We start from the raw sequence: 20,025 nt of genomic DNA, 5'->3' as shown, positions 1-20,025 counted from the left end.
TGGGCTCAGTTCAGGGCTTTTTTCAGGTGTTCAGCCAGTTCGGCGATGGCTTCCGGCGAATCGTTATCCAGAATGATGTGCTTACGCGCCGTTTGCGGCGGCACAGTAATGGCAACCAGTTCTGCTCGCAGCTCGCCCTGGCGCCAGCCGATGTCGCTTGCCTGCCATGTGTGAACGGTTTTTTTCCCGGCGCCAAGAATGGCTTTCATTGAAGGGATGCGTGGCGCGTTAATATCTGATGTCACACAAATAACGGCCGGAAGTGACAGCTCTATCACCTCAACGTCCTCTTCCAGCGTACGCTCCACAAGCAGCTTATCGCCCTGACGCTGGAGGCTGCTGACGGCGTTAAGGGTTGGCAGTTGCAGGATCTCACCGACCAGTAAACCCACCTGCTGCGCATAAAGGTCGCCAGACCCTTCGCCAAACAGGAGCAGATCGAATCCGATTTTTTCCACCGTGGCGGCAATGGCCTGCGCGGTGTCTTTTGGCAGCGCGTGTTCCAGCTGCGCATCCTGCATCAGGTACAGTGCGTGTGGCCCGCGGGAGAGCACATCCTTACGCACTTTCGAGTTCTGCAATAATAAGCCGCCCACCGTCAGCGCAGCGATCTCATCCTCTGCCTCGGTGGCCAGCTGCGTCGCGGCCTCAATGGCGTTGAGATCGAACTGGCTGATTTTGGCGTCTGCATTGTCAAAGCTAAGCGCTTGTTCGGGCGTAACAACAATGTCCTGTTCTTCAGGCACCAGCTTAAAGCAGGTTATTATTTTCATGGCATCTCCTGTGAGTCGCATACCGACAGTGACCATCAGGCCACCCCGGCGGAAAGTGAAAATTGACTGGAAATAGTGTGCGACAGACGGTGGCTTTTTATCGACGGAGCAATCTGTTTTCGTTACCAGGTATCTTGCAAAAAAAGTGGGATCGCTCGTGCAAAAGAAATGAGTAGAAAATCATTTGAGAAAATTAAACGTACTATCTTGCAGGTGAGGGAAATAATCTTGTTTTGCCCTTACTAAATACAGTTGTATAACCGCCGTACTCGCTTTATTTTATCCTCATTATATTGTTCAGGATGAATTTCTGCTTGTGGAGGTTGTCATGTATCAACGCTGCTTTGATAATGCCATGGAAAGCCTTTTTGACCAGGGCAAGACCCCGCGATTTTCCCGATTTGTCATTAGTGATGATCCCCGCTGGGAGTCCGGTCATCATGTTCATGACAATGAGACCGAGCTGATTTATGTCAAAAAAGGCATCGTCAGATTAACTATCGACTCTTCCCTTTATGTGGCTCACGAAGATGATATTGTCGTGGTGGAGCGGGGGCGGTTACACGCCGTGACATCGGATGTGAACGCGCCGGCCACCACCTACACCTGCGCGCTGTATGGCTTTCGTTTTCAGGGCTGGGAGGAAAACCAACTGCTGCAATCGCACTCCTGTCCGGTGGTTGCCGTCGGCCAGGGAAAAGAAGTCATCAAAAGCATTTTTAATGAGCTCGGGGAGATGCTGCCACAAAGTAAAAATGGACTGACGTCGTCCGTCTGTGATGCGTTTGCCTATGCGTTGACGGTGCTCTTCTTTGAGAACTTTAAAAATGCGTATCGTTCGGAACAAGGGCATATTAAAAAAGATGTTCTGATTAAAGATATTCTGGTCTATCTCAATAATAATTATCGGGAGAAAATTACGCTTGAGCAGTTATCAAAAAAATTTCGTGCCAGCGTCAGCTATATTTGCCACGAATTTACCCGCGAGTACCATATTTCACCGATCAATTATGTGATTCAGCGGCGGATGACCGAAGCAAAATTTGCCTTAACCAATACCGATTATTCACAGGCTGAAATTTCCTGGCGTGTGGGGTACGAGAACGTCGACCACTTCGCGAAGCTGTTTTTGCGCCACGTCGGCTGTTCGCCAGGTGATTATCGTAAACAGTTTAAAAATAGCCTGGCAGAGCAGGCCTGTCTGTTGTCCGACGCCTGAGTGTATGTTTCATCATCGGTAAGCGCATGAATTGCCGGATAGCGGTGCAAGCACCGCATCCGGCCTGTCGCTTACTTGTTCTGATAATCCTTCAGGATCTGCCGACCTGCGACATAAATCATGATCTCATCCGTTCCGCCGCCAATCCGTTCACAACGGACATCGCGCCAGAATCGGGAGACACGCGCTTCGTCGGTATAACCCAGCCCGCCCATAATCTGAATCGCATCGTCAATCACTTCCATCGCGGTCCGGGCGCAGTACAGTTTCGCCAGCGCGGCGCTGGTACGCAGTGACTGCTCCCGATCGGCCTGCCACGCCACCTTCAGCACCATATTGCGCATGTTGTCGACTTTGATTGCCATCAGCGCCAGTTTTTCCTGGATCATCTGGTTGTGTCCAATCGGCTTGCCAAACGCAATGCGCTGGTTGGCATAACGTGCGGCATCCTCAAAGGCGCATTCGGCGAAGCCAGTACTGCGCGCGGCGTTGATCAGACGTTCCATCTCAAAGTTGTACATCACGTTGAGAAAGCCCATGCCTTCTTCGCCCACCATGTCGCTTTCATCCACCTCAACGTTATCGAGATAGACTTCGCAGGTGCTGAGCATATGCCAGCCGATTTTGTGCAGCGGGTTGATTTTGATGCCTGGTTTGTTGGACTCCACCCACCAGAGGGTAAAGGCTTTCTTCGGATCTTTCGGTTCCGGATCGCGCGCCAGCACCAGCATGTACGGATACTCTTTGGCGCCGGTAATAAACGTCTTCTGGCCGTTCAGGTACACCTTACCGTCTTTGCGCGTGTAGCTGGTGGTGGCGCTGTTGTTGTCAGAACCCGCACCTGGCTCGGTTAACGCCAGGGCATAGGCCGGATCGCCGGTCTCCAGCGTGCTTTCTGCCGTTTTCCGCAGTTGTTCTGGCGAGCCGAAACGGCGCATGCTGTGAATACACTGACCGTTGGTGATCAGAAAGGCGGGTGCGCCGCATTTTGACACTTCCATCAGGGCCAGCATTTGGGTGACATAGTCTGCCGGAATACCGCCGAACTCTTCCGGTACGCCCAGCATGGAAATCCCGTTGTCCGCCAGTGCGCGCATAAACTCTCTGGGGTAGGTCGCCGTCTGATCGCAGGTACGGAAATACTCTTCCGGAAAATTGCTGGTGATCAGTTCCCGGATACTGGCAAGCAGCAGCTCTTGCTCTTCGGTTAAAGAAAAGTCCATCATCGTACTCCTTTTAATTCGCCGCTTCCGGCAGTTCAAAACCCATGGTGGCGTCGATAAATAATCTTTCATCCATCAGCTTCAGGTCTGGCGAAATAACCGGTGCGAAATCCATTTTGGCCAGAATATCGCGTTCCAGATCCACTCCAGGGGCAATCTCAATAAGATGCAGACCGTCCTCTTTTAGCGTAAATACCGCGCGCTCGGTGATGTAGCGCACGTCCAGGCCGCGCTCAAGGGCGATCTTTCCGCTGAAGGTAATTTCCGGCAGTTCGCTGATGAATTTATTCACCCGGCCTTCCTGGACGATGGTTAATTTACCGTCGGCCACTTCTGTTTTCAGACTGCCGGCGGTTAGCGTGCCGCAGAAAACAATTTTCTTTGAGGTGGCGCTAATATCGATAAAACCACCAGTCCCCATGATTTTGCCGTTGAATTTATGCACCCCGACGTTGCCGTGGCGGTCAACCTCCGCAAAGCTCAGATAGCAGACGTCCAGTCCACCGCCATGGTAGAAGTCAAACTGTGAGGTCATGTCAAGAATGGCGCGAGTGTTGACGTTCGCACCGAAGGCGACGCCCTGGGAGGTGATCCCACCAACGGGGCCGGTTTCAACGGTCAGTACAAAGTCATCCGCACAGCCTTCCTCACGGGCCACCAGACCAATGCCATCCGCGATACCGACGCCGACGTTACCGACCGCGCCTTTACGCATCTCAAACAGGGCGCGGCGGGCGACCAGTTTACGTTGGTTGAGGGGCAGGGAGAGCTGGGTGCTGTCGTCGAGGGTGAAATCGCCTGAGATAAAACGGTTCACCGGCGCGCCACCGTACAGTTGCGTCTGATCAGGGTCGACCACCACGATATCCACCAGATAGCCGGGGATGCGTACGGATTTAGGATGCAGCGTGGCTTTCTTGACCATCTTCTGCACCTGCATCATCACGATGCCGCCGTGGTTGTGCACCGCCTGAGCCAGCACCAGCGCGTCGAGGTACATCACCTCATCTTCAAACGAGGCATAGCCTTCGCTGTCGCAGGTGGTGGCGCGGATAAACGCGACGGTAGGCGCAATCGCTTTGTAGTAGAGATATTCTTTGTTATCAATCTCTACCAGCTTGATGAGGTCTTCTTTGGTGACCTCATTGAGCTTGCCACCCTGTTGACGCGGGTCGACGAAGGTGCCAATCCCGATATCGCTGAGGATCCCCGGCTGGTGGGCGGCAGACGCGCGTAAAGCCTGGGTCAGCACCCCTTGCGGATAGTTATAGGCGGCAATCTTATTCTGTTCCGCTAAATCCGAAATACGCGGCGACTGTCCCCAGTGTCCGCACAGGGCCCATTTCACCAGACCTTCCTGGGCCAGCGGGCTGATTCCGCGATCGGCGCGATCGCCCAGCCCCGTCGGACTGATAATCGATAAATTCCGCGGTGTTTGCGTTTGTTTATATTTATCGGCTAAAGCGGTAATTAAGGTGGTGGCTTCCAGAATGCCGCCACCTGCGCCTAATATACACAGTACATCTTCATCTTTAATATAATTCACCGCGTCCTGGGCCGAGAGCACAGGCACGCGACCATTAACGCGTGGTGGTCTTTCAGGTTTCATATTAACTCCTGGATACCCGACAGAAACCCGACGCCGCTGTGTTCAGGCGCAGGCCTCCGCTGAATATTCATGTGGAATATTCACTGTGGAATAAAATTTATATTTACTGGCGGGAGGGAATCCTTCCCGCCTTTATTTTCGCGTATTACGCCTGATGTAATATCGTTAATACCGTACGCAGGTCGCTCACGGATATTTGTCCGGGCGCCGAAGCCTTTTTAACCGCGCCAAACGTCGCCGCAGAGCCGAAGACTTCACCCGCCAGGCGCGAAATCACACCGGTTTTCGACATCGACATGGTGATCACCGGACGGTCAGCGTACTGTTCCTGCATTTTCAGCGTGGCGGAAAGCAGCGTCAGAACATCGGTACGGCTCTGCGGCATCAGGGCGATCTTCGGAATATCGGCACCCAGTTCTTGCATTTTGCGCAGCCGCGCAACGATCTCTTCTTCTGCCGGCGTCTTGTGGAAATCATGGTTGGACATGATCACGCTGACGTTTTTACTGTGCGCATAGTCCACCGTCGCCTTGACCTGCTCATCACCGGTAAACAGTTCGAGATCGATCATATCCACCAGACCGCTGTCGATCGCAGCGCGATTCAGCGCGAGATAAGCGTCGGTTGAAATGGCCTGTTCGCCCCCTTCATTCGCGCTGCGGAACGTAAACAGCAGGGGAGTCTGGGGCATTTCAGCGCGGATCGCGCGGACAGCCTCCAGTACGGCATCGGCAGAGGCGACATCGGCGAAATGGTCAACGCGCCATTCCAGAATGTCGAAATCCGCGTCGCGATAAGCCTGCGCTTCTGCGCGGACGCTGGTGATATCTTTGCCCATCAGCGAGACGATTATTTTTGGAGCCCCTTCGCCAATCACGAGGTTTTTTACGGTTACGGTTTTCATTTAATACCTTTTATCAGTCTTAGTTCCTGGCCGTCAGGCCGCAAACCCCATCACCTGTTTTACATATTCCAGCGGGAAATCTTTGCCGGTCCACAGTTTGAACTGTTCAGCGCCTTGCCACAACAACATGCCGTAACCATCAATGGTTTTGCAACCGGCCTGTTGCGCCTGCTGCAGTAGCTTCGTCATATGCGGGTTGTAGACGCATTCGGTGACCAGCAGTTCCGGACGCAGCAGGCTCACGTCGCTGACGATGGATTCATTTTCCAGCGGCTTCATACCGACTTTGGTACCGTTGGTCAGAATATCCGCCGTCGCCAGCGCATCAGCGAAGGCCTGCTGGTCAGCAAGGTCAGTCACCGTCACCACACAGTCGGTGTTTTCATTCACCCGCTTAGCGAAGTCCAGCGCTTTCTGGAAAAATTCATCATTGCGGTTAAAGAGTTTAATCGCTTTGATCCCCTCAATGGCTGCCTGCGCACCGATGGCCGTGGAGGCGCCACCCGCACCCAGTAATACCATGGTTTTACCCTTGATATCGAAACCACTCTCTTTAATTGCGCGAATGTGACCGGTGCCGTCGGTATTGTAACCGCGCAGGTAGCCGTCATCATTGACGATGGTATTAATGGCACCAACCAGTTTCGCCGCCGGGGTCAGTTCATCAACAAACTCACAGGCCAGTTGTTTATTGGGCATCGATACGCCAGTCCCGCGCATTTTTAACGCTTTCAGCCCCTCGATAGCACCAGCGAAGGTGCTGTTGTCGACCTCAAAGGCCATATAGGTAAACGGTAATCCGGCCTTCTCCAGCGCCTTATTTTGCATTTCAGGCGACAAACTGTGTCTGATGGGATAAGCCATTAAGCCGATCAGTTCATATTTCGCGGTTACATCCATAACATGACTCCTTAAATTGTCGCTTAACTTTTTGTTGAAAAATAACGTTCACCCAGACGGATATCGTTTTGTGGAATATTGAAGACCCGGTAATAGCGAACAAAAACGATAATGCCGGTGATAAAGGCCAGCAGGGCAAAAGCGAAATCCAGTAAAATGATGTATTGCAGGCCGATGGTGGAGAGGTAGCCGGTAATCAGCGGAATAACAAAATTCGCGAGGCCGCCCATCATCATATAAACGCTGGTGACTTTGGCTTTGCTCTTCGGAAAGAATTCCGACATCACCGACACGCCCAGTTGTAAAATCCCGCCCGCGGCGGAGAAGCCAATCACAAACGCGCCCGCGTTACACACCAGCGGTGACGGCCAGAGATAAATGACGGCAGCGGTAACGGTGGCCAGTCCGGCATTAAAGACGTTAGCCCAGATAGGGCGAACCATTTTTTTCAGCAGTGCGGCAAAGATAAAGACGCAGACCAGCGAACCCAGGCTGTAATACGTGATGGTTTTCAGTGCATCCGCTTCTTCCATTCCGGCGAAGGCCATGGCGTATTTCGGCATCCAGACCACGATAACGTAGAAGGTGGAAAATGCCGCCACGCCAAACATGACGGAAGCCACGCCTTCCAGCCAGACCAGCGGTTTGCTGTTCATCTGCGGCAACTCTTTTGCGACGCTGGCATCCACCAACTGACCGGGGAATTTACTGCGCAGCAGCATCAGGGTGATCAGCACAAATAAAATGCCAGGAATGATCACGCCATAGCCGTACCAGATATTGTTGAGCAGCATATAGCCGACCAGCATCGGATAGAGCATCTGTCCGAAGGAGACCATTGCCTTAACCAGGATCACCGCAGAACCTGACGCTTTCGGGAAACATTCCATCAGCGCCGGGTAGCCTCCGGTATCAAGCGCAGAGTTCGCCACGCCAACGCAGACGGCGAGTACAAAGGCCACCATCAGGTTGGGACTGGCAGGGATGCCGAAGAAAAAGAGGATATATAACGCGGCGCCCAACAGAATGATCGCCCGACGACCGAATTTATCCGACAGGACGCCAAAAAACAGAATACTCACCAGACGACCGAGTCCGATACCGGAAATTAAATAGGCGATCCCTGCGCTCTCGGTAGCAAACTTCGCGGCGAGTGAAGTCATATTTTGCGCCAGCGTAATGACGCTAATACCGTGGAGAAAATAGCTGAGATAAATACAGATGACCGCCAGGAAAAATGGCGCGCTGAAAGCCTTATTCTGTGACATTTTTTCAAAGCTCCTTGCCGGTTAATTTAATTCTGCTGTCGCCGGCGTTTTTATATCCGGCGATTTTCTATTAATATACGGAGGTGAAACGGCATGAACTACATAACATGACGTTTTCGTTACCAGGTATATTGCAGACGAAAGTGTGAAAGCCCACGACTCCTGTGACGTTTTGTTGCTGTTATTGGCGTTATACAAACTATATTGCAGTCAGCGATAACAATATTGCATTCGGCGGATTCAGCCTTATTCCGCCACGGGTGATATCATCAACTGGCGTTTTGTTTCGAGACGGCTGCGATAGCCAATAAACAGCGCCAACAAGAAACCCACGGCGGCAATACCGGTGTCGAACCACATAATATCGGCGATGCTCCTTTGTGAGAGATGGGCCGTGACCAGGGGGATCGTGAAGGTAGCGATGCTGCCCGCACTGTAATAAATGCCGGTGGCTTTTCCTTTGGCATGCGGAAAACGGGCGGCCATCAGGGTCAGACCTATCTGTACCACGCCTCCGGCAGACGAAAAGCCGATCACAAAGGCAAAGACAATCACGACATACACCGTCGGATGCAGGCACACCGTCAACAGCGCGACAAACGAAACGAAGGTGTACAGCATCAGCAAGGTGGTTGAACGCACCGTTTTGCGCACCAGCGGGGCGGTAATCAAGACGCAAAGCAACGAACCACAGGTGTAGATACTCAGCAGTTTGATTGACAGGGTATATGACATCCCGGCGACAAACTGACCGTACTGTGCCAGCCACTGGCTGATGAGATAAAACGTGGCCATCGAGATGTAGCCGTACAGCGTATAGCTGGCCAGGTCGATAAATGCGCAGCGATGTTTTTCCGCCGGGCGGTGACGCGGTTCGTGTGTCGGTGTGACCGGCGCGGCGCGACGTCCAGGATGCGGCGGAAAGGAGCAGCGCAGTAAAAACAGACCGTTAATCAGCATGATTGCGGCGGCAACGATAAATGACCAGCCAAACCACAGTTCTGCCCAGACGAGCAGACTGATGATGATGGGCAGTAAAAACTGTCCGCCGGAGACAAAAGCCTTAATCAGGATGTTGGCGGTGCTCGGCGAAGAGGGAAAGGCCTCCATCAGGCTGGGATAGGTACCGGCATCCAGGAAACTGTTCGCCATGCCCGCGAGGACGCCAAACGCATAAGCGATGATGATGTTGTGGGTCGTCAAAATACCGAAAAAGAACGTCACATAACAAAGCATCCCCAGAATGATGAAGGGGCGGCGGCCAAACCGGTCGGATAATAATCCGGCGCAAAACAGAACGCTTAAGCGCCCGATACCTAATGAGGAGATCACGACAGACACCCCAGCGGCATTTGTCTGCCATTGTTGTTCGAGCGATGCCATGTTGAGACTCATCAGGATGACTCCCATGCCATGCACCAGGTAATTGAGATACAGCCCCATCGCGGTGGGGAAATAGTGATTTTTCATGATGCCTGCTCAGCGAAATTGCTAATGATTTTCCCTGGTACGGGTTAAATCCCCGTGCCTTAAAAGTACAATCAGTCTGTATATTTGAAGTTTCTTAGTATGAATCGCCAATGGCAGGAAATACGTGGTCTAACACAATCGTTCCAGGTCGTGGGCATAGAGTTCGGCAGCAACGGATTGATAAATTTTCCAGTCAAGAAAACTGCCGTCACGATAAACTGACTGGAAGTCGGCTAAATCAGAAAAGAAACGCATGGTGTTATTGCCAATGCGGTTGTTTATCTTCTCAATAATGGCATTGATGCGTAATTTTCTTTTTCTGCGCATTTCCAGAAGCGTTTCAACAATGGCCGGAGGTAGCTCACTCTCGCCATTTTCCCAACGCTGCCAGTCGGTGACATTATAATCTGGCGCAATCCATAACACGCACTCTTCAATGGTCATTGCAAAAATATGACGTAATGCCTGTAGTTCATAAGCGTTCATCATTGAATGACCTCATATTAAAAAACGATAAGGCATAAATAACACTATTAACCCGGTTTCGGCATGAAGAGAGTCACAATATCTTGTGCAATATTCTTTGTTATGAATATGTGAATGAAGGAAATAACGGAAAAATATCGCACCGACAAAAAATATTGCCTCTGGCAGAAGAATAAAAAAACATCAGTCTCTGACTGGCGTTACTCGTGGTGAATCAAAGGGTAATCGGCTAGCGTTCATGCCGCGACATGTTTCAATGCGTAATCATAAAAGTGTAAATAGCGCTTATTAAACCAGACCCTCGCTGCAATTTTATTGGAACGTCCTGACGGCATTAAGCATGAGGAATGTTGTCTCGCAGAAGGCGGAATAAATGTGCGTTATACCCGGTATACGGTGCAGAAGAAGGGGGATGGCAAGGTATTATTTCACATAAGATTATTCCCATTCCGTTGGGGTGATGATGTGACGGGCTGGAGCGGTCACGCCATTGACGCAGTAACCTACAAGACGTCATCTGGCGTGCGTAAAAACCGCGCAATCAGGTAAAAAAAAAGCCCATCGTGGGAGATGGGCAAAGACTACACACAGCAATTCGTTGTTTCACTCAGGGGATTTCCATACTTATAAATCAATGTCTTGATCTATAACCGTGACCTAATAGTAGGGTATGGGGCGTTTTAGCGTCGATCAGATTCGTCTCAATAGTTTAAAAGCCGTAAAGAATATGCGATGTAAATCAGGGATGGCGAAGCGGGGACAAGGAGTACAGATTAGTTGCGGGACGCCATTGTTTAGTCTTGCTAATCAATCAGGCGACCGGAGTCGCCTGCTATTGCGCTATTTTTTCGAGGCTTCGATTTCACTCAGCTCTTCGAGGAGTTCTTCAGGTTCACTGGTGGGCACTGGCGCTTCGTTGACCCAGGCTGAGAACAGTCGCCAGGAAACGGCCAGCAGTACCGGGCCGATGAACAGACCAATCATGCCAAATGCTATCAGGCCGCCAATGACGCCGGAGAGGATCAGGAGCAGCGGTAAATCTGCGCCCATACGGATCAGCATCGGGCGAATCACGTTATCCAGCGTGCCTACCACGCAACTCCACGCCAGCAACACGCTGCCCCAGGTTGTATCGCCGGTCCAGTAAAGCCAAATGATGGCCGGAATCAAAACCGGCAGCGGTCCCAGTTGTACCAGGCAGGAGAGGATCATTATGACGGTGAGCAACGTGGCATAAGGAACGCCGGAAACCGCCAGTCCGATGCCGCCCAGCACGGCCTGTACCAGCGCGGTCACCACCACACCCAGCGCCACCGCGCGGATCGCCTGTGCGGCCAGCAGCATCGCCGCATCGCCGCGTTTTGCCGCCAGACGGTAAGCAAAATGGCGAATCCCCAGCGCTACCGTCTCACCGCGCCAGTACAGCAGGGCGCTGAATAACAGCATCAGGCCGCAGTGCATCATGAAACGACCGATGTGCGCCGCCTGACCGACAAACCAAGTGGTCGTGGTGCCGATGTACGGACGGACCTTCGCCATGATCGCCGTACCGCCCATATCCAGCAGGTTATGCCAGCCAGCGTAGAGTTTCGCGCCAACCAGCGGAATACTGTTCAGCCAGGCCAGATCCGGCAACGTCATGTCCCCGCCCGTGACGGCATGAATCAGCGGTCCGCTACCGTCAACAATACTGTTGACCAGCAGTGCAATCGGGATCACAAACAGCAGTACTAATAAAAGCGTCATCACCAGTACCGCCAGCGAACGACGGCCCCAGAGTAATTTTTGCAGGCGCAGTAGAACGGGCCAGGTCGCAATGACGATCGTTCCGGCCCAGGCAAAGCCCAGAATAAAAGGTTGAACAATCCAGAAACACGCCACAATCATGATGGCTAAAAACAGCACCGACAGTAGCACTTGTGCGATATCCCTGGGCTGACGAATATTGACCATAAACTCTTTCACCTATGTAGTGCGTCAGATCGTTGACGCGACGCGACCGCTCGAAACACGTCTCATAATGATGAGCAATTTCAGCGGTTTTTGACAGGCGGATTCTGCCAGTATTTCTGTTGGGTGTATTAGAAAAAAATGTGATACAACAATAAGCAAACGATTAACACCCACAACACACAGACCGCAGGAAAGGGTCACGATAATGATTCCACAAATTTCTCAGGCACCCGGCGTCGTTCAGCTGGTGCTCAATTTTTTGCAAGAGCTGGAGCAACAAGGATTTACCGGCGATACGGCAACCAGTTATGCCGATCGTCTGACAATGTCGACAGATAACAGTATCTATCAACTTCTCCCCGATGCCGTGGTTTTTCCCCGTTCAACGGCTGATGTGGCGCTCATTGCCCGCCTGGCGGCGCAACCGCGTTATATCTCGCTGATCTTCACCCCGCGTGGCGGCGGTACCGGCACTAACGGACAGGCGCTCAACCAGGGCATCATTGTCGATATGTCCCGCTATATGAGCCGCATCATTGAAATCAACCCGGAAGAGGGCTGGGTGCGGGTGGAAGCGGGGGTGATCAAAGATCAACTGAATCAGTATCTGAAGCCGTATGGCTATTTTTTTGCCCCGGAATTGTCTACCAGTAACCGGGCAACGCTGGGCGGGATGATAAATACCGACGCCTCCGGGCAGGGTTCGCTGGTCTACGGGAAGACATCCGATCACGTGCTGGGGGTGCGGGCCGTGCTGTTGGGCGGCGATATTCTCGACACGCAGCCGCTGCCGGTCGAACTGGCGGAAACGCTCGGTCAGAGCAACACCGCGATTGGCCGCATCTATCGCACTGTGTTGGAGCGCTGCCGCGATAACCGTCAGTTAATTATTGATAAATTCCCCAAACTGAACCGTTTCCTGACGGGCTACGATTTGCGTCATGTGTTTAACGATGACATGAGCGAATTCGATCTGACCCGTATTCTCACCGGCTCGGAAGGGACGCTGGCGTTCATTACGGAAGCGCGACTGGACATTACGCCGCTGCCGAAAGCGCGCCGACTGGTGAACGTAAAATACGACTCTTTTGACTCTGCGCTGCGCAATGCGCCGTTTATGGTGGAGGCGCGCGCGCTGTCGGTGGAGACGGTGGATTCAAAAGTGCTGAACCTGGCACGTGAAGACATCGTCTGGCATTCGGTGAGCGAACTGATTACCGATGTCCCGGACAAAGAGATGCTCGGCCTGAACATTGTCGAATTCGCCGGGGATGATGAAACGGTTATCGACGGACAGGTGGCTTCCCTGTGCGAGCGGCTTGATGAACTGATTGCCCGTGAAGAGGCGGGCGTGATTGGCTGGCAGCTGTGCACTGAACTGGCGGGCGTTGAGCGTATCTATGCCATGCGCAAAAAAGCGGTGGGCCTGCTGGGGAATGCGAAAGGGGCGGCAAAACCGATTCCCTTTGCCGAGGATACCTGCGTGCCGCCGGAACATCTTGCTGATTACATCGCGGAGTTCCGTGCCCTGCTTGATGGTCACGGTCTGAGCTACGGCATGTTCGGTCACGTTGACGCCGGGGTACTGCATGTGCGTCCTGCGCTGGATATGTGCGACCCGCAGCAGGAAGTGCTGATGAAGCAAATCTCCGATGACGTGGTGGCGCTGACGGCAAAGTATGGCGGTTTGTTGTGGGGGGAACACGGCAAAGGTTTCCGCGCTGAGTACAGCCCGGCGTTCTTCGGTGATGAACTTTTCGCGGAACTGCGGAAGGTTAAAGCGGCGTTCGATCCGCAAAACCGCCTGAATCCGGGGAAAATATGTCCGCCGGAAGGCGTTGATGCGCCGATGATGAAAGTCGATGCGGTCAAACGCGGTACCTGGGACCGGCAAATTCCGCTGGCCGTGCGCCAGACCTGGCGCGGAGCGCTGGAATGTAACGGCAACGGTTTGTGCTTTAATTTCGATGCGAAGAGCCCGATGTGTCCGTCGATGAAAATCAGCCTCAATCGTATCCACTCACCCAAAGGGCGCGCGACGCTGGTGCGCGAATGGTTACGTTTGCTGGCGGATCGCGGCGTCGATCCGGTACGACTGGAAAATGCGCTGGCGAGCAAACGCCCCAGCCTGCGCTCGCTGATTTCACGCACCCGCAATACCTGGCATGCCAACAAGGGCGAGTATGATTTCTCGCATGAAGTAAAAGAGGCGATGTCCGGCTGTCTGGCCTGCAAGGCGTGCTCGACGCAGTGTCCGATCAAAATCGATGTTCCGGAATTCCGCTCGCGTTTCCTGCAGCTTTACCATACCCGCTACCTGCGTCCGCTGCGTGACCATCTGGTGGCGACGGTTGAAACCTATGCGCCGTTAATGGCCCGGGCGCCGAAAACCTTTAACTTCTTTATTAACCAGCCGCTGGTGCGCAGGCTGTCGGCAAAACATATCGGCATGGTCGATCTGCCGTTGCTGTCGGCGCCGTCGCTGCAACAACAGATGGTCGGGCATCGCTCGGCGAACATGACGCTGGAACAGCTTGAAGCGCTGTCGGATGCGCAGAAAGCCAATACGGTGCTGGTGGTGCAGGATCCGTTCACCAGCTATTACGACGCGCAGGTGGTGGCCGATTTCGTCCGTCTGGTTGAAAAACTGGGGATGCAGCCGGTTCTGTTGCCGTTCTCGCCAAACGGTAAAGCGCAGCACATCAAAGGATTCCTGACCCGCTTTGCGAAGACCGCTAAAAAAACCTCTGAGTTTTTGAACCGTGTGGCAAAACTGAGCATGCCGATGGTCGGCGTCGATCCGGCGCTGGTGCTCTGTTATCGCGATGAGTACAAGCTGGCGTTAGGCGACGCGCGCGGCGATTTCCACGTGCAGCTCGCCAACGAGTGGCTGGCCACCGCGCTGGCTTCGCAGGAACCGTGTGACGTCAGCGGCGAATCCTGGTATTTCTTTGGTCACTGTACCGAAGTGACCGCGTTGCCCGGTGCGCCCGCGCAATGGGCGTCGATCTTTGCCCGTTTTGGCGCGAAGCTGGAAAACGTGAGCGTGGGCTGCTGCGGCATGGCCGGTACTTACGGTCATGAGGCAAAGAACCATGCGAGTTCGCTGGGCATTTATGAACTGTCGTGGCATCAGGCGATGGAGCGGCTGCCGCGTAGCCGGTGCCTTGCAACGGGATATTCCTGTCGCAGTCAGGTGAAACGGGTTGAAGGCACGGGCGTGCGTCATCCTGTACAGGCATTACTGGAGATTATTGGATGATCTGGAAACGTGAAGTGACCCTCGACGCCCTCAATGCGATGGGCGAAGGCAATATGGTCGGCCTGCTGGATATTCGCTTTGAGCATATCGGCTACGATACGCTTGAAGCGTCAATGCCCGTCGACGGACGCACGAAGCAGCCGTTCGGTTTGCTGCACGGCGGCGCTTCCGTCGTGCTTGCAGAAAGTATCGGCTCTGTTGCCGGTTATCTGTGCACCCAGGGCGAGCAGAAAGTGGTGGGGCTGGAAGTTAACGCTAACCATGTTCGCTCTGCGCGGGAAGGGCGCGTGAAGGGGATCTGTAAGGCGATTCATACCGGCTCCCGGCATCAGGTCTGGCAGATCGACATCTACGATGAGCAGCAGCGACTGTGCTGTACTTCGAGGCTGACCACGGCGGTCGTGTGACGTTGTCACACAATAAAATGTGATCTCTATTGCTTTTGGTCATAATCTGCGCAGTAAAAGGTGATATACTGTGCAGGTTTTGACCATAAGCGAGGATGATATGACTAGCCAACTAGACCCGGCCCAACTGGCAATTGAGTTTTTACGTCGCGATAAAACCGCGCTCTCTCCAGCCCAATATCTCAAAAGACTGAAACAGCTTGAGCTGGAATTTGCCGATTTACTGACGCTCTCTTCCACCGAATTAAAAGAAGAGATCTACTTTGCCTGGCGCCTTGGCGTTCATTGATTCAGCGATCGTTAACGTAAAGAGAACCCGACATTCGTGTCGGGTTTTTTTGTTTCTCACTGGCGGTATTACCACGCCATCTCGCCTGAATTCACTTTCGCGCTCAATTCCAGCGAACTTTCCTCTGCCAGCCCCGGCCATGCGGTTTTCATCGTGTGAATGACCCAGGTTGAACCTTTCTTTGCCGTCAGCGCCTGTTCGAACGATTGCAGGTAATCCTGCGTAAAGCGGATGGCCCGATCGCCTTCAGGGCGCTCACCAAGGTAATGACCCGGAATGACCTGTGCAGGTTGCAGGCTGTCCATTTCAGTCAGGACATGACGCCATGATGCGCGTTGCGCCGGTGTCTGGGTGTCAGCGGTCCAGACGTGAATGCCTGACGCCACGCCCGTGCCGCCGAGAATGGCCCGATTCGCTGGTACCCAAACATAGGCCGCGTAATCATTGGGATGACGCAGTTCCAGCGTTTCGCCATCGACGCGAAAACGCGTTTCTGTGGTTGCCTGCGGGACGGTCAGCGCCGTTGGCGCCCCCTCTTTCATCTGTGGTCCCCAGTACTGCAACTTAGCCTCTTTGGTTGCGCGAATATGCTCAACAACCTGCGGCGTGGCCAGTACCTTCGCGCCAGGAAAGGCTTTCACAATCGGCTGCAGACCGAAATAGAAATCCGGATCGCCGGAGGTAATCATGATGGTTTTCAGCGTTTTGCCGCGGGATTTAATCATCTCCACCAGCTTTTCACCGTCTTTCGTGCTGAACTGCGCATCAAACAATATCGCTTCCGTCGGACCCGATACCAACGTTGAGGAGACAGGGAAAATGGCGTTCTCCTGCGGGTTATAGACGTCAAGTTGCAGCGGCGCGGCAAACAGCGGTGAGGCGACAGCAGGCAGCAACAGGGCCAGCAGTTTACTTTTCATGTGGGATAACCTTATGCAGATGAAATGGTCTTGTGTGTGGCCTGTATTTTAAGGAAATTGGGATCTGTTAGAATTCCCGTATCAGAACATGCTGAGTTTCATAAAACGATCGGATGGGGTGGCGATGGACAGAGTGATGGCGGCGACGGTATTCAATCATATCTGCGATTTAGGCAGCCTGAGTGCGGCGGCGCGGGCGCTGGGTCTCTCCCGACCGATGGTGAGCCGCTATCTCGATGAGATGGAGAAATGGGCCGGGGCGCGGCTGATTCATCGCACCTCGCGCAGGCTGACAATTACCCCTGCCGGGGAAGAGGCGCTGGTGAAGACGCGAACGCTGGCGCAGCTCTCGCAGGCGATTGGCGCGTCGGCGGCGGCAGACATTCCCGGCGGAACGCTACGCGTCGCCTGTGCGCACTTTACGGCAATGCATATTCTCGCCCCGGTGCTGCCGGGATTTTTAGCGCGCTATCCTGAACTGCGCATTGAGGTTGAGATAAACAATCAGCCGGTCAGTCTGGTTGGTGAACGTATTGATGTCGCTATTCGTATTACCGATAACCCAGAGCCTGGCGCGATTGCCCGCCGACTTGGCGATTGCGAGTCGGTTCTCTGCGCGTCAGAGGCGTATCTGCGTCAGCACGGCACCCCGCAGACGCTGGAGGATCTCGCTCAGCATAACTGTCTGTATTACAGTGGGTTTGCAGGAAAGTCGTGGCATTTTCTCGACGAGCAGGGCGAGGCGGTCTCGGTGGCGATCAAGGGGAATCTGAGTGCCGGGATCTCGTCTTTGCTTTGTGAATCCGCGCTGGCAGGCATGGGGATCGCGCTGGTGCCGGAAAAGGAAGCGCGTGAAGGGCTGGCTCAGGGACGACTGGTTCGCCTGCTGCCGACACTGCAACCCCGACGCCTTGCCGTGTACGGTCTGTATCTTTCCCGTGAACATCAGCCCGCCGGGCTTCGGCTGTTTCTGGAGGCGATCCAGACCGCGATGCCGTAAAGCCAATGAATTGATCTGGCTTATAAAATTGCGGATAGCAATTTGTGTTAAAAATGACCTTCGGCAATATGAGACTATTCTTATCGCCCCTTCAAGAGCTAAGCCATCGTGAGTGCCGGAGATAAGCGCCGGGTGGGGCCGGAACCCTTAAGGCTGTTACTGACAACCTTAAGGGTTTTGTTTTTCTGTGCTTTCACTCTTCTCACGTCATTCCTATCCCTGAAATAGTCATTTTCTATACATCTTTACTGTTTTGACCAGTCTGGTCGATGACAGACGCTAAAGTCATTATTAATCAATATATTGAACAAATTCATCCATTCCTTTTAACCCGCGTGGCAGGGTCTATGCTTAATAAAAGTGGTCAAAACGGGTGAAACACCGTAATGCCCCTGCTGTTGAGGGGTTGAAGTGAGAATCGTTATCACTAACATGGTGTTATAGCCTGATGGCTCATTATGCGAGGTAACCTTATGGAATTGCATTCAGGAACATTTAATCCGGACGATTTTGCCTGGCGCGGATTGACGCTAACCCCTGCGGCAGCGGCGCATATTCGCGAACTGGTCGCAAAGCAGCCGGGCATGCTGGGCGTGCGCCTGGGCGTTAAGCAGACGGGATGCGCAGGTTTTGGCTATGTGCTGGATACCGTCAGCGAGCCGGAAAAAGACGATCTGCTGTTCGACGTTGAGGGCGCGAAGCTCTATGTCCCGCTTCAGGCGATGCCGTTTATCGACGGTACGGAAGTGGATTACGTCCGCGAAGGATTAAACCAGTTATTCAAATTTCATAACCCGAAAGCCCAGAACGAATGCGGCTGTGGCGAAAGCTTTGGGGTATAGGCGGTACTATGTCTCGTAATACTGAAGCAACTGACGATGTCAAAACCTGGACCGGCGGCCCCCTGAATTACAAAGAGGGTTTCTTTACCCAGTTGCAAACGGATGAGCTGGCGAAAGGGATCAACGAAGAGGTGGTACGCGCCATTTCGGCCAAACGCAATGAACCAGAGTGGATGCTGGAGTTTCGCCTCAATGCATACCGAGCCTGGGTCGACATGCCGGAGCCGCACTGGCTGAAGGCGCACTACGAGAAGCTGAATTATCAGGATTACAGCTACTATTCCGCGCCGTCGTGCGGGAATTGTGATGAGACCTGCACCTCGGAACCGGGGGCGGTACAGCAAACCGGGGCGAACGCGTTTCTCAGTAAAGAGGTGGAAGCCGCCTTTGAACAACTTGGGGTGCCGGTACGCGAAGGTCGTGAAGTGGCTGTTGACGCCATTTTTGACTCCGTCTCGGTCGCCACCACCTATCGTGAAAAACTGGCGGAACAGGGGATCATTTTCTGCTCCTTCGGCGAGGCGATTCACGATCACCCTGAACTGGTTAAGCAGTATCTCGGCACTGTCGTACCCGGTAACGATAACTTCTTCGCCGCGCTGAATGCGGCGGTCGCTTCTGATGGCACCTTTATCTATGTGCCGAAAGGCGTGCGCTGTCCTATGGAGCTTTCGACCTATTTTCGCATTAACGCCGAAAAGACCGGGCAGTTTGAACGCACGATCCTGGTGGCGGATGAAGGCAGCTACGTGAGCTATATCGAAGGCTGCTCTGCGCCGGTTCGCGACAGCTATCAGCTGCACGCGGCGGTAGTGGAGGTCATCATCCACAAAGACGCCGAGGTGAAATACTCCACCGTCCAGAACTGGTTCCCTGGCGATAACAATACCGGCGGCATTCTGAACTTCGTGACTAAACGCGCGCTGTGCGAGGGTGAGAACAGCAAAATGTCGTGGACGCAGTCGGAGACGGGGTCAGCCATTACCTGGAAATACCCCAGTTGTATTCTGCGCGGAGACAACTCCATCGGCGAATTTTATTCGGTGGCGTTAACCAGCGGCCATCAGCAGGCGGACACCGGCACCAAGATGATCCACATCGGCAAGAACACCCGCTCGACCATTATTTCGAAGGGGATTTCCGCCGGACACAGTCAGAACAGCTACCGTGGACTGGTCAAAATCATGCCGACCGCCACCAATGCCCGTAACTTTACCCAGTGCGACTCGATGCTGATTGGCGCCGACTGCGGAGCGCATACCTTCCCGTATGTCGAATGCCGCAACAACAGCGCGCAGCTGGAGCACGAAGCGACCACCTCACGGATTGGTGAAGATCAGCTGTTCTATTGTCTGCAGCGCGGTATCAGCGAAGAAGATGCGATCTCGATGATCGTCAACGGGTTCTGTAAAGACGTGTTCTCCGAGTTGCCGCTGGAGTTTGCCGTCGAAGCACAAAAATTATTAGCCATTAGCCTTGAACACAGCGTCGGTTAAGGAA

17 protein-coding genes and 1 other RNA gene are annotated in these 20,025 nt (G+C 53.4%); 7 read left to right on the top strand and 11 right to left on the bottom strand.

Annotation, left to right across the window (positions count from 1 at the left end; translation table 11 throughout):
• Positions 1-5 precede the first annotated feature (5 nt).
• On the bottom strand, positions 6-773 hold the full coding sequence (locus WM46_RS07930) for an electron transfer flavoprotein (protein ID WP_102601941.1): 768 nt from the start codon (positions 771-773) through the stop codon (positions 6-8).
• Positions 774-1,101: 328 nt separating this feature from the next.
• Between WM46_RS07930 and WM46_RS07925 the strand changes: the two genes are divergently transcribed.
• A complete protein-coding gene (locus WM46_RS07925) occupies positions 1,102-1,992 on the top strand; it encodes an AraC family transcriptional regulator (RefSeq protein ID WP_061077345.1) in 891 nt (296 codons plus the stop codon).
• A 71-nt stretch (positions 1,993-2,063) separates the two neighbouring features.
• Here WM46_RS07925 and WM46_RS07920 read toward each other — a convergent pair whose 3' ends face one another.
• The 9 genes from WM46_RS07920 to ydiK form a co-directional block, all read right to left on the bottom strand.
• Positions 2,064-3,215: an acyl-CoA dehydrogenase gene (locus WM46_RS07920; RefSeq protein WP_061077346.1), complete on the bottom strand. Its 1,152-nt coding sequence runs from the start codon at positions 3,213-3,215 to the stop codon at positions 2,064-2,066.
• A gap of 13 nt (positions 3,216-3,228) precedes the next feature.
• Positions 3,229-4,824, bottom strand: a complete 1,596-nt coding sequence (locus WM46_RS07915) for an acyl CoA:acetate/3-ketoacid CoA transferase (RefSeq protein ID WP_102601940.1) — start codon at positions 4,822-4,824, stop codon at positions 3,229-3,231.
• Positions 4,825-4,969: 145 nt separating this feature from the next.
• The gene (gene aroD / locus WM46_RS07910; RefSeq protein ID WP_102601939.1) at positions 4,970-5,728 is read right to left on the bottom strand and encodes a type I 3-dehydroquinate dehydratase; all 759 of its coding nucleotides are present in this window, start codon (positions 5,726-5,728) and stop codon (positions 4,970-4,972) included.
• A 33-nt stretch (positions 5,729-5,761) separates the two neighbouring features.
• A complete protein-coding gene (gene ydiB / locus WM46_RS07905; RefSeq protein ID WP_044328161.1) occupies positions 5,762-6,628 on the bottom strand; it encodes a quinate/shikimate dehydrogenase in 867 nt (288 codons plus the stop codon).
• Between the two features lie 23 nt (positions 6,629-6,651).
• Positions 6,652-7,896 (bottom strand): MFS transporter, encoded by a 1,245-nt coding sequence (locus WM46_RS07900; protein ID WP_102601938.1) that lies wholly within the window; start codon positions 7,894-7,896, stop codon positions 6,652-6,654.
• A gap of 246 nt (positions 7,897-8,142) precedes the next feature.
• On the bottom strand, positions 8,143-9,366 hold the full coding sequence (locus tag WM46_RS07895; RefSeq protein ID WP_102601937.1) for an MFS transporter: 1,224 nt from the start codon (positions 9,364-9,366) through the stop codon (positions 8,143-8,145).
• A gap of 129 nt (positions 9,367-9,495) precedes the next feature.
• Positions 9,496-9,852 carry a YdiL family protein gene (locus WM46_RS07890; RefSeq protein ID WP_061078027.1) on the bottom strand — a complete coding sequence of 119 codons (357 nt, stop codon included), beginning with the start codon at positions 9,850-9,852 and terminating at the stop codon, positions 9,496-9,498.
• 546 nt (positions 9,853-10,398) lie between these two features.
• An RNA gene (gene rprA, locus WM46_RS07885) (antisense sRNA RprA) lies at positions 10,399-10,506 on the bottom strand.
• Positions 10,507-10,692: 186 nt separating this feature from the next.
• The gene (ydiK, locus tag WM46_RS07880; protein ID WP_102601936.1) at positions 10,693-11,805 is read right to left on the bottom strand and encodes an AI-2E family transporter YdiK; all 1,113 of its coding nucleotides are present in this window, start codon (positions 11,803-11,805) and stop codon (positions 10,693-10,695) included.
• 205 nt (positions 11,806-12,010) lie between these two features.
• Here ydiK and WM46_RS07875 point away from each other — a divergent pair, with 205 nt between their 5' ends.
• From WM46_RS07875 to WM46_RS07865, 3 genes are all read left to right on the top strand, one after another.
• Positions 12,011-15,067, top strand: coding sequence for an FAD-binding and (Fe-S)-binding domain-containing protein (locus WM46_RS07875; protein ID WP_102601935.1), 3,057 nt, complete (start codon positions 12,011-12,013; stop codon positions 15,065-15,067).
• The gene (gene menI, locus WM46_RS07870) at positions 15,064-15,474 is read left to right on the top strand and encodes a 1,4-dihydroxy-2-naphthoyl-CoA hydrolase (protein WP_102601934.1); all 411 of its coding nucleotides are present in this window, start codon (positions 15,064-15,066) and stop codon (positions 15,472-15,474) included. Before WM46_RS07875 ends, menI begins: the two co-directional genes overlap by 4 nt.
• A gap of 100 nt (positions 15,475-15,574) precedes the next feature.
• Positions 15,575-15,763, top strand: a complete 189-nt coding sequence (locus WM46_RS07865; protein WP_061078028.1) for a YdiH family protein — start codon at positions 15,575-15,577, stop codon at positions 15,761-15,763.
• Positions 15,764-15,831: 68 nt separating this feature from the next.
• Here WM46_RS07865 and WM46_RS07860 read toward each other — a convergent pair whose 3' ends face one another.
• The gene (locus WM46_RS07860) at positions 15,832-16,683 is read right to left on the bottom strand and encodes a Vmh family MBL fold metallo-hydrolase (RefSeq protein ID WP_102601932.1); all 852 of its coding nucleotides are present in this window, start codon (positions 16,681-16,683) and stop codon (positions 15,832-15,834) included.
• A 124-nt stretch (positions 16,684-16,807) separates the two neighbouring features.
• Here WM46_RS07860 and WM46_RS07855 point away from each other — a divergent pair, with 124 nt between their 5' ends.
• From WM46_RS07855 to sufB, 3 genes are all read left to right on the top strand, one after another.
• Positions 16,808-17,683, top strand: a complete 876-nt coding sequence (locus WM46_RS07855) for a LysR family transcriptional regulator (RefSeq protein WP_102603797.1) — start codon at positions 16,808-16,810, stop codon at positions 17,681-17,683.
• Positions 17,684-18,156: 473 nt separating this feature from the next.
• Positions 18,157-18,525 (top strand): Fe-S cluster assembly scaffold SufA, encoded by a 369-nt coding sequence (sufA, locus tag WM46_RS07850; protein WP_061077356.1) that lies wholly within the window; start codon positions 18,157-18,159, stop codon positions 18,523-18,525.
• Between the two features lie 8 nt (positions 18,526-18,533).
• Positions 18,534-20,021: a Fe-S cluster assembly protein SufB gene (gene sufB / locus WM46_RS07845; protein ID WP_102601931.1), complete on the top strand. Its 1,488-nt coding sequence runs from the start codon at positions 18,534-18,536 to the stop codon at positions 20,019-20,021.
• Positions 20,022-20,025: the final 4 nt, after the last annotated feature.

The sequence above is a fragment of the Citrobacter freundii complex sp. CFNIH2 genome (assembly GCF_002880615.1).
In the GTDB taxonomy this organism is placed as follows: domain Bacteria; phylum Pseudomonadota; class Gammaproteobacteria; order Enterobacterales; family Enterobacteriaceae; genus Citrobacter_A; species Citrobacter_A amalonaticus_F.
The sequence above is the reverse complement of the archived record's forward strand: the minus strand, read 5'-3'. Positions and strand labels throughout refer to the sequence as shown.

Coding starts and splice junctions, on each gene's coding strand:
- WM46_RS07915 (WP_102601940.1), bottom strand. CDS start 4,824: ATGAAACCTGAAAGACCACCACGCGTTAATGGTCGCGTGCCTGTGCTC.
- WM46_RS07895 (WP_102601937.1), bottom strand. CDS start 9,366: ATGAAAAATCACTATTTCCCCACCGCGATGGGGCTGTATCTCAATTAC.
- WM46_RS07855 (WP_102603797.1), top strand. CDS start 16,808: ATGGACAGAGTGATGGCGGCGACGGTATTCAATCATATCTGCGATTTA.
- WM46_RS07925 (WP_061077345.1), top strand. CDS start 1,102: ATGTATCAACGCTGCTTTGATAATGCCATGGAAAGCCTTTTTGACCAG.
- ydiK (WP_102601936.1), bottom strand. CDS start 11,805: ATGGTCAATATTCGTCAGCCCAGGGATATCGCACAAGTGCTACTGTCG.
- sufB (WP_102601931.1), top strand. CDS start 18,534: ATGTCTCGTAATACTGAAGCAACTGACGATGTCAAAACCTGGACCGGC.
- WM46_RS07900 (WP_102601938.1), bottom strand. CDS start 7,896: ATGTCACAGAATAAGGCTTTCAGCGCGCCATTTTTCCTGGCGGTCATC.
- WM46_RS07890 (WP_061078027.1), bottom strand. CDS start 9,852: ATGAACGCTTATGAACTACAGGCATTACGTCATATTTTTGCAATGACC.
- aroD (WP_102601939.1), bottom strand. CDS start 5,728: ATGAAAACCGTAACCGTAAAAAACCTCGTGATTGGCGAAGGGGCTCCA.
- WM46_RS07860 (WP_102601932.1), bottom strand. CDS start 16,683: ATGAAAAGTAAACTGCTGGCCCTGTTGCTGCCTGCTGTCGCCTCACCG.
- WM46_RS07875 (WP_102601935.1), top strand. CDS start 12,011: ATGATTCCACAAATTTCTCAGGCACCCGGCGTCGTTCAGCTGGTGCTC.
- WM46_RS07920 (WP_061077346.1), bottom strand. CDS start 3,215: ATGGACTTTTCTTTAACCGAAGAGCAAGAGCTGCTGCTTGCCAGTATC.
- sufA (WP_061077356.1), top strand. CDS start 18,157: ATGGAATTGCATTCAGGAACATTTAATCCGGACGATTTTGCCTGGCGC.
- WM46_RS07930 (WP_102601941.1), bottom strand. CDS start 773: ATGAAAATAATAACCTGCTTTAAGCTGGTGCCTGAAGAACAGGACATT.
- menI (WP_102601934.1), top strand. CDS start 15,064: ATGATCTGGAAACGTGAAGTGACCCTCGACGCCCTCAATGCGATGGGC.
- ydiB (WP_044328161.1), bottom strand. CDS start 6,628: ATGGATGTAACCGCGAAATATGAACTGATCGGCTTAATGGCTTATCCC.
- WM46_RS07865 (WP_061078028.1), top strand. CDS start 15,575: ATGACTAGCCAACTAGACCCGGCCCAACTGGCAATTGAGTTTTTACGT.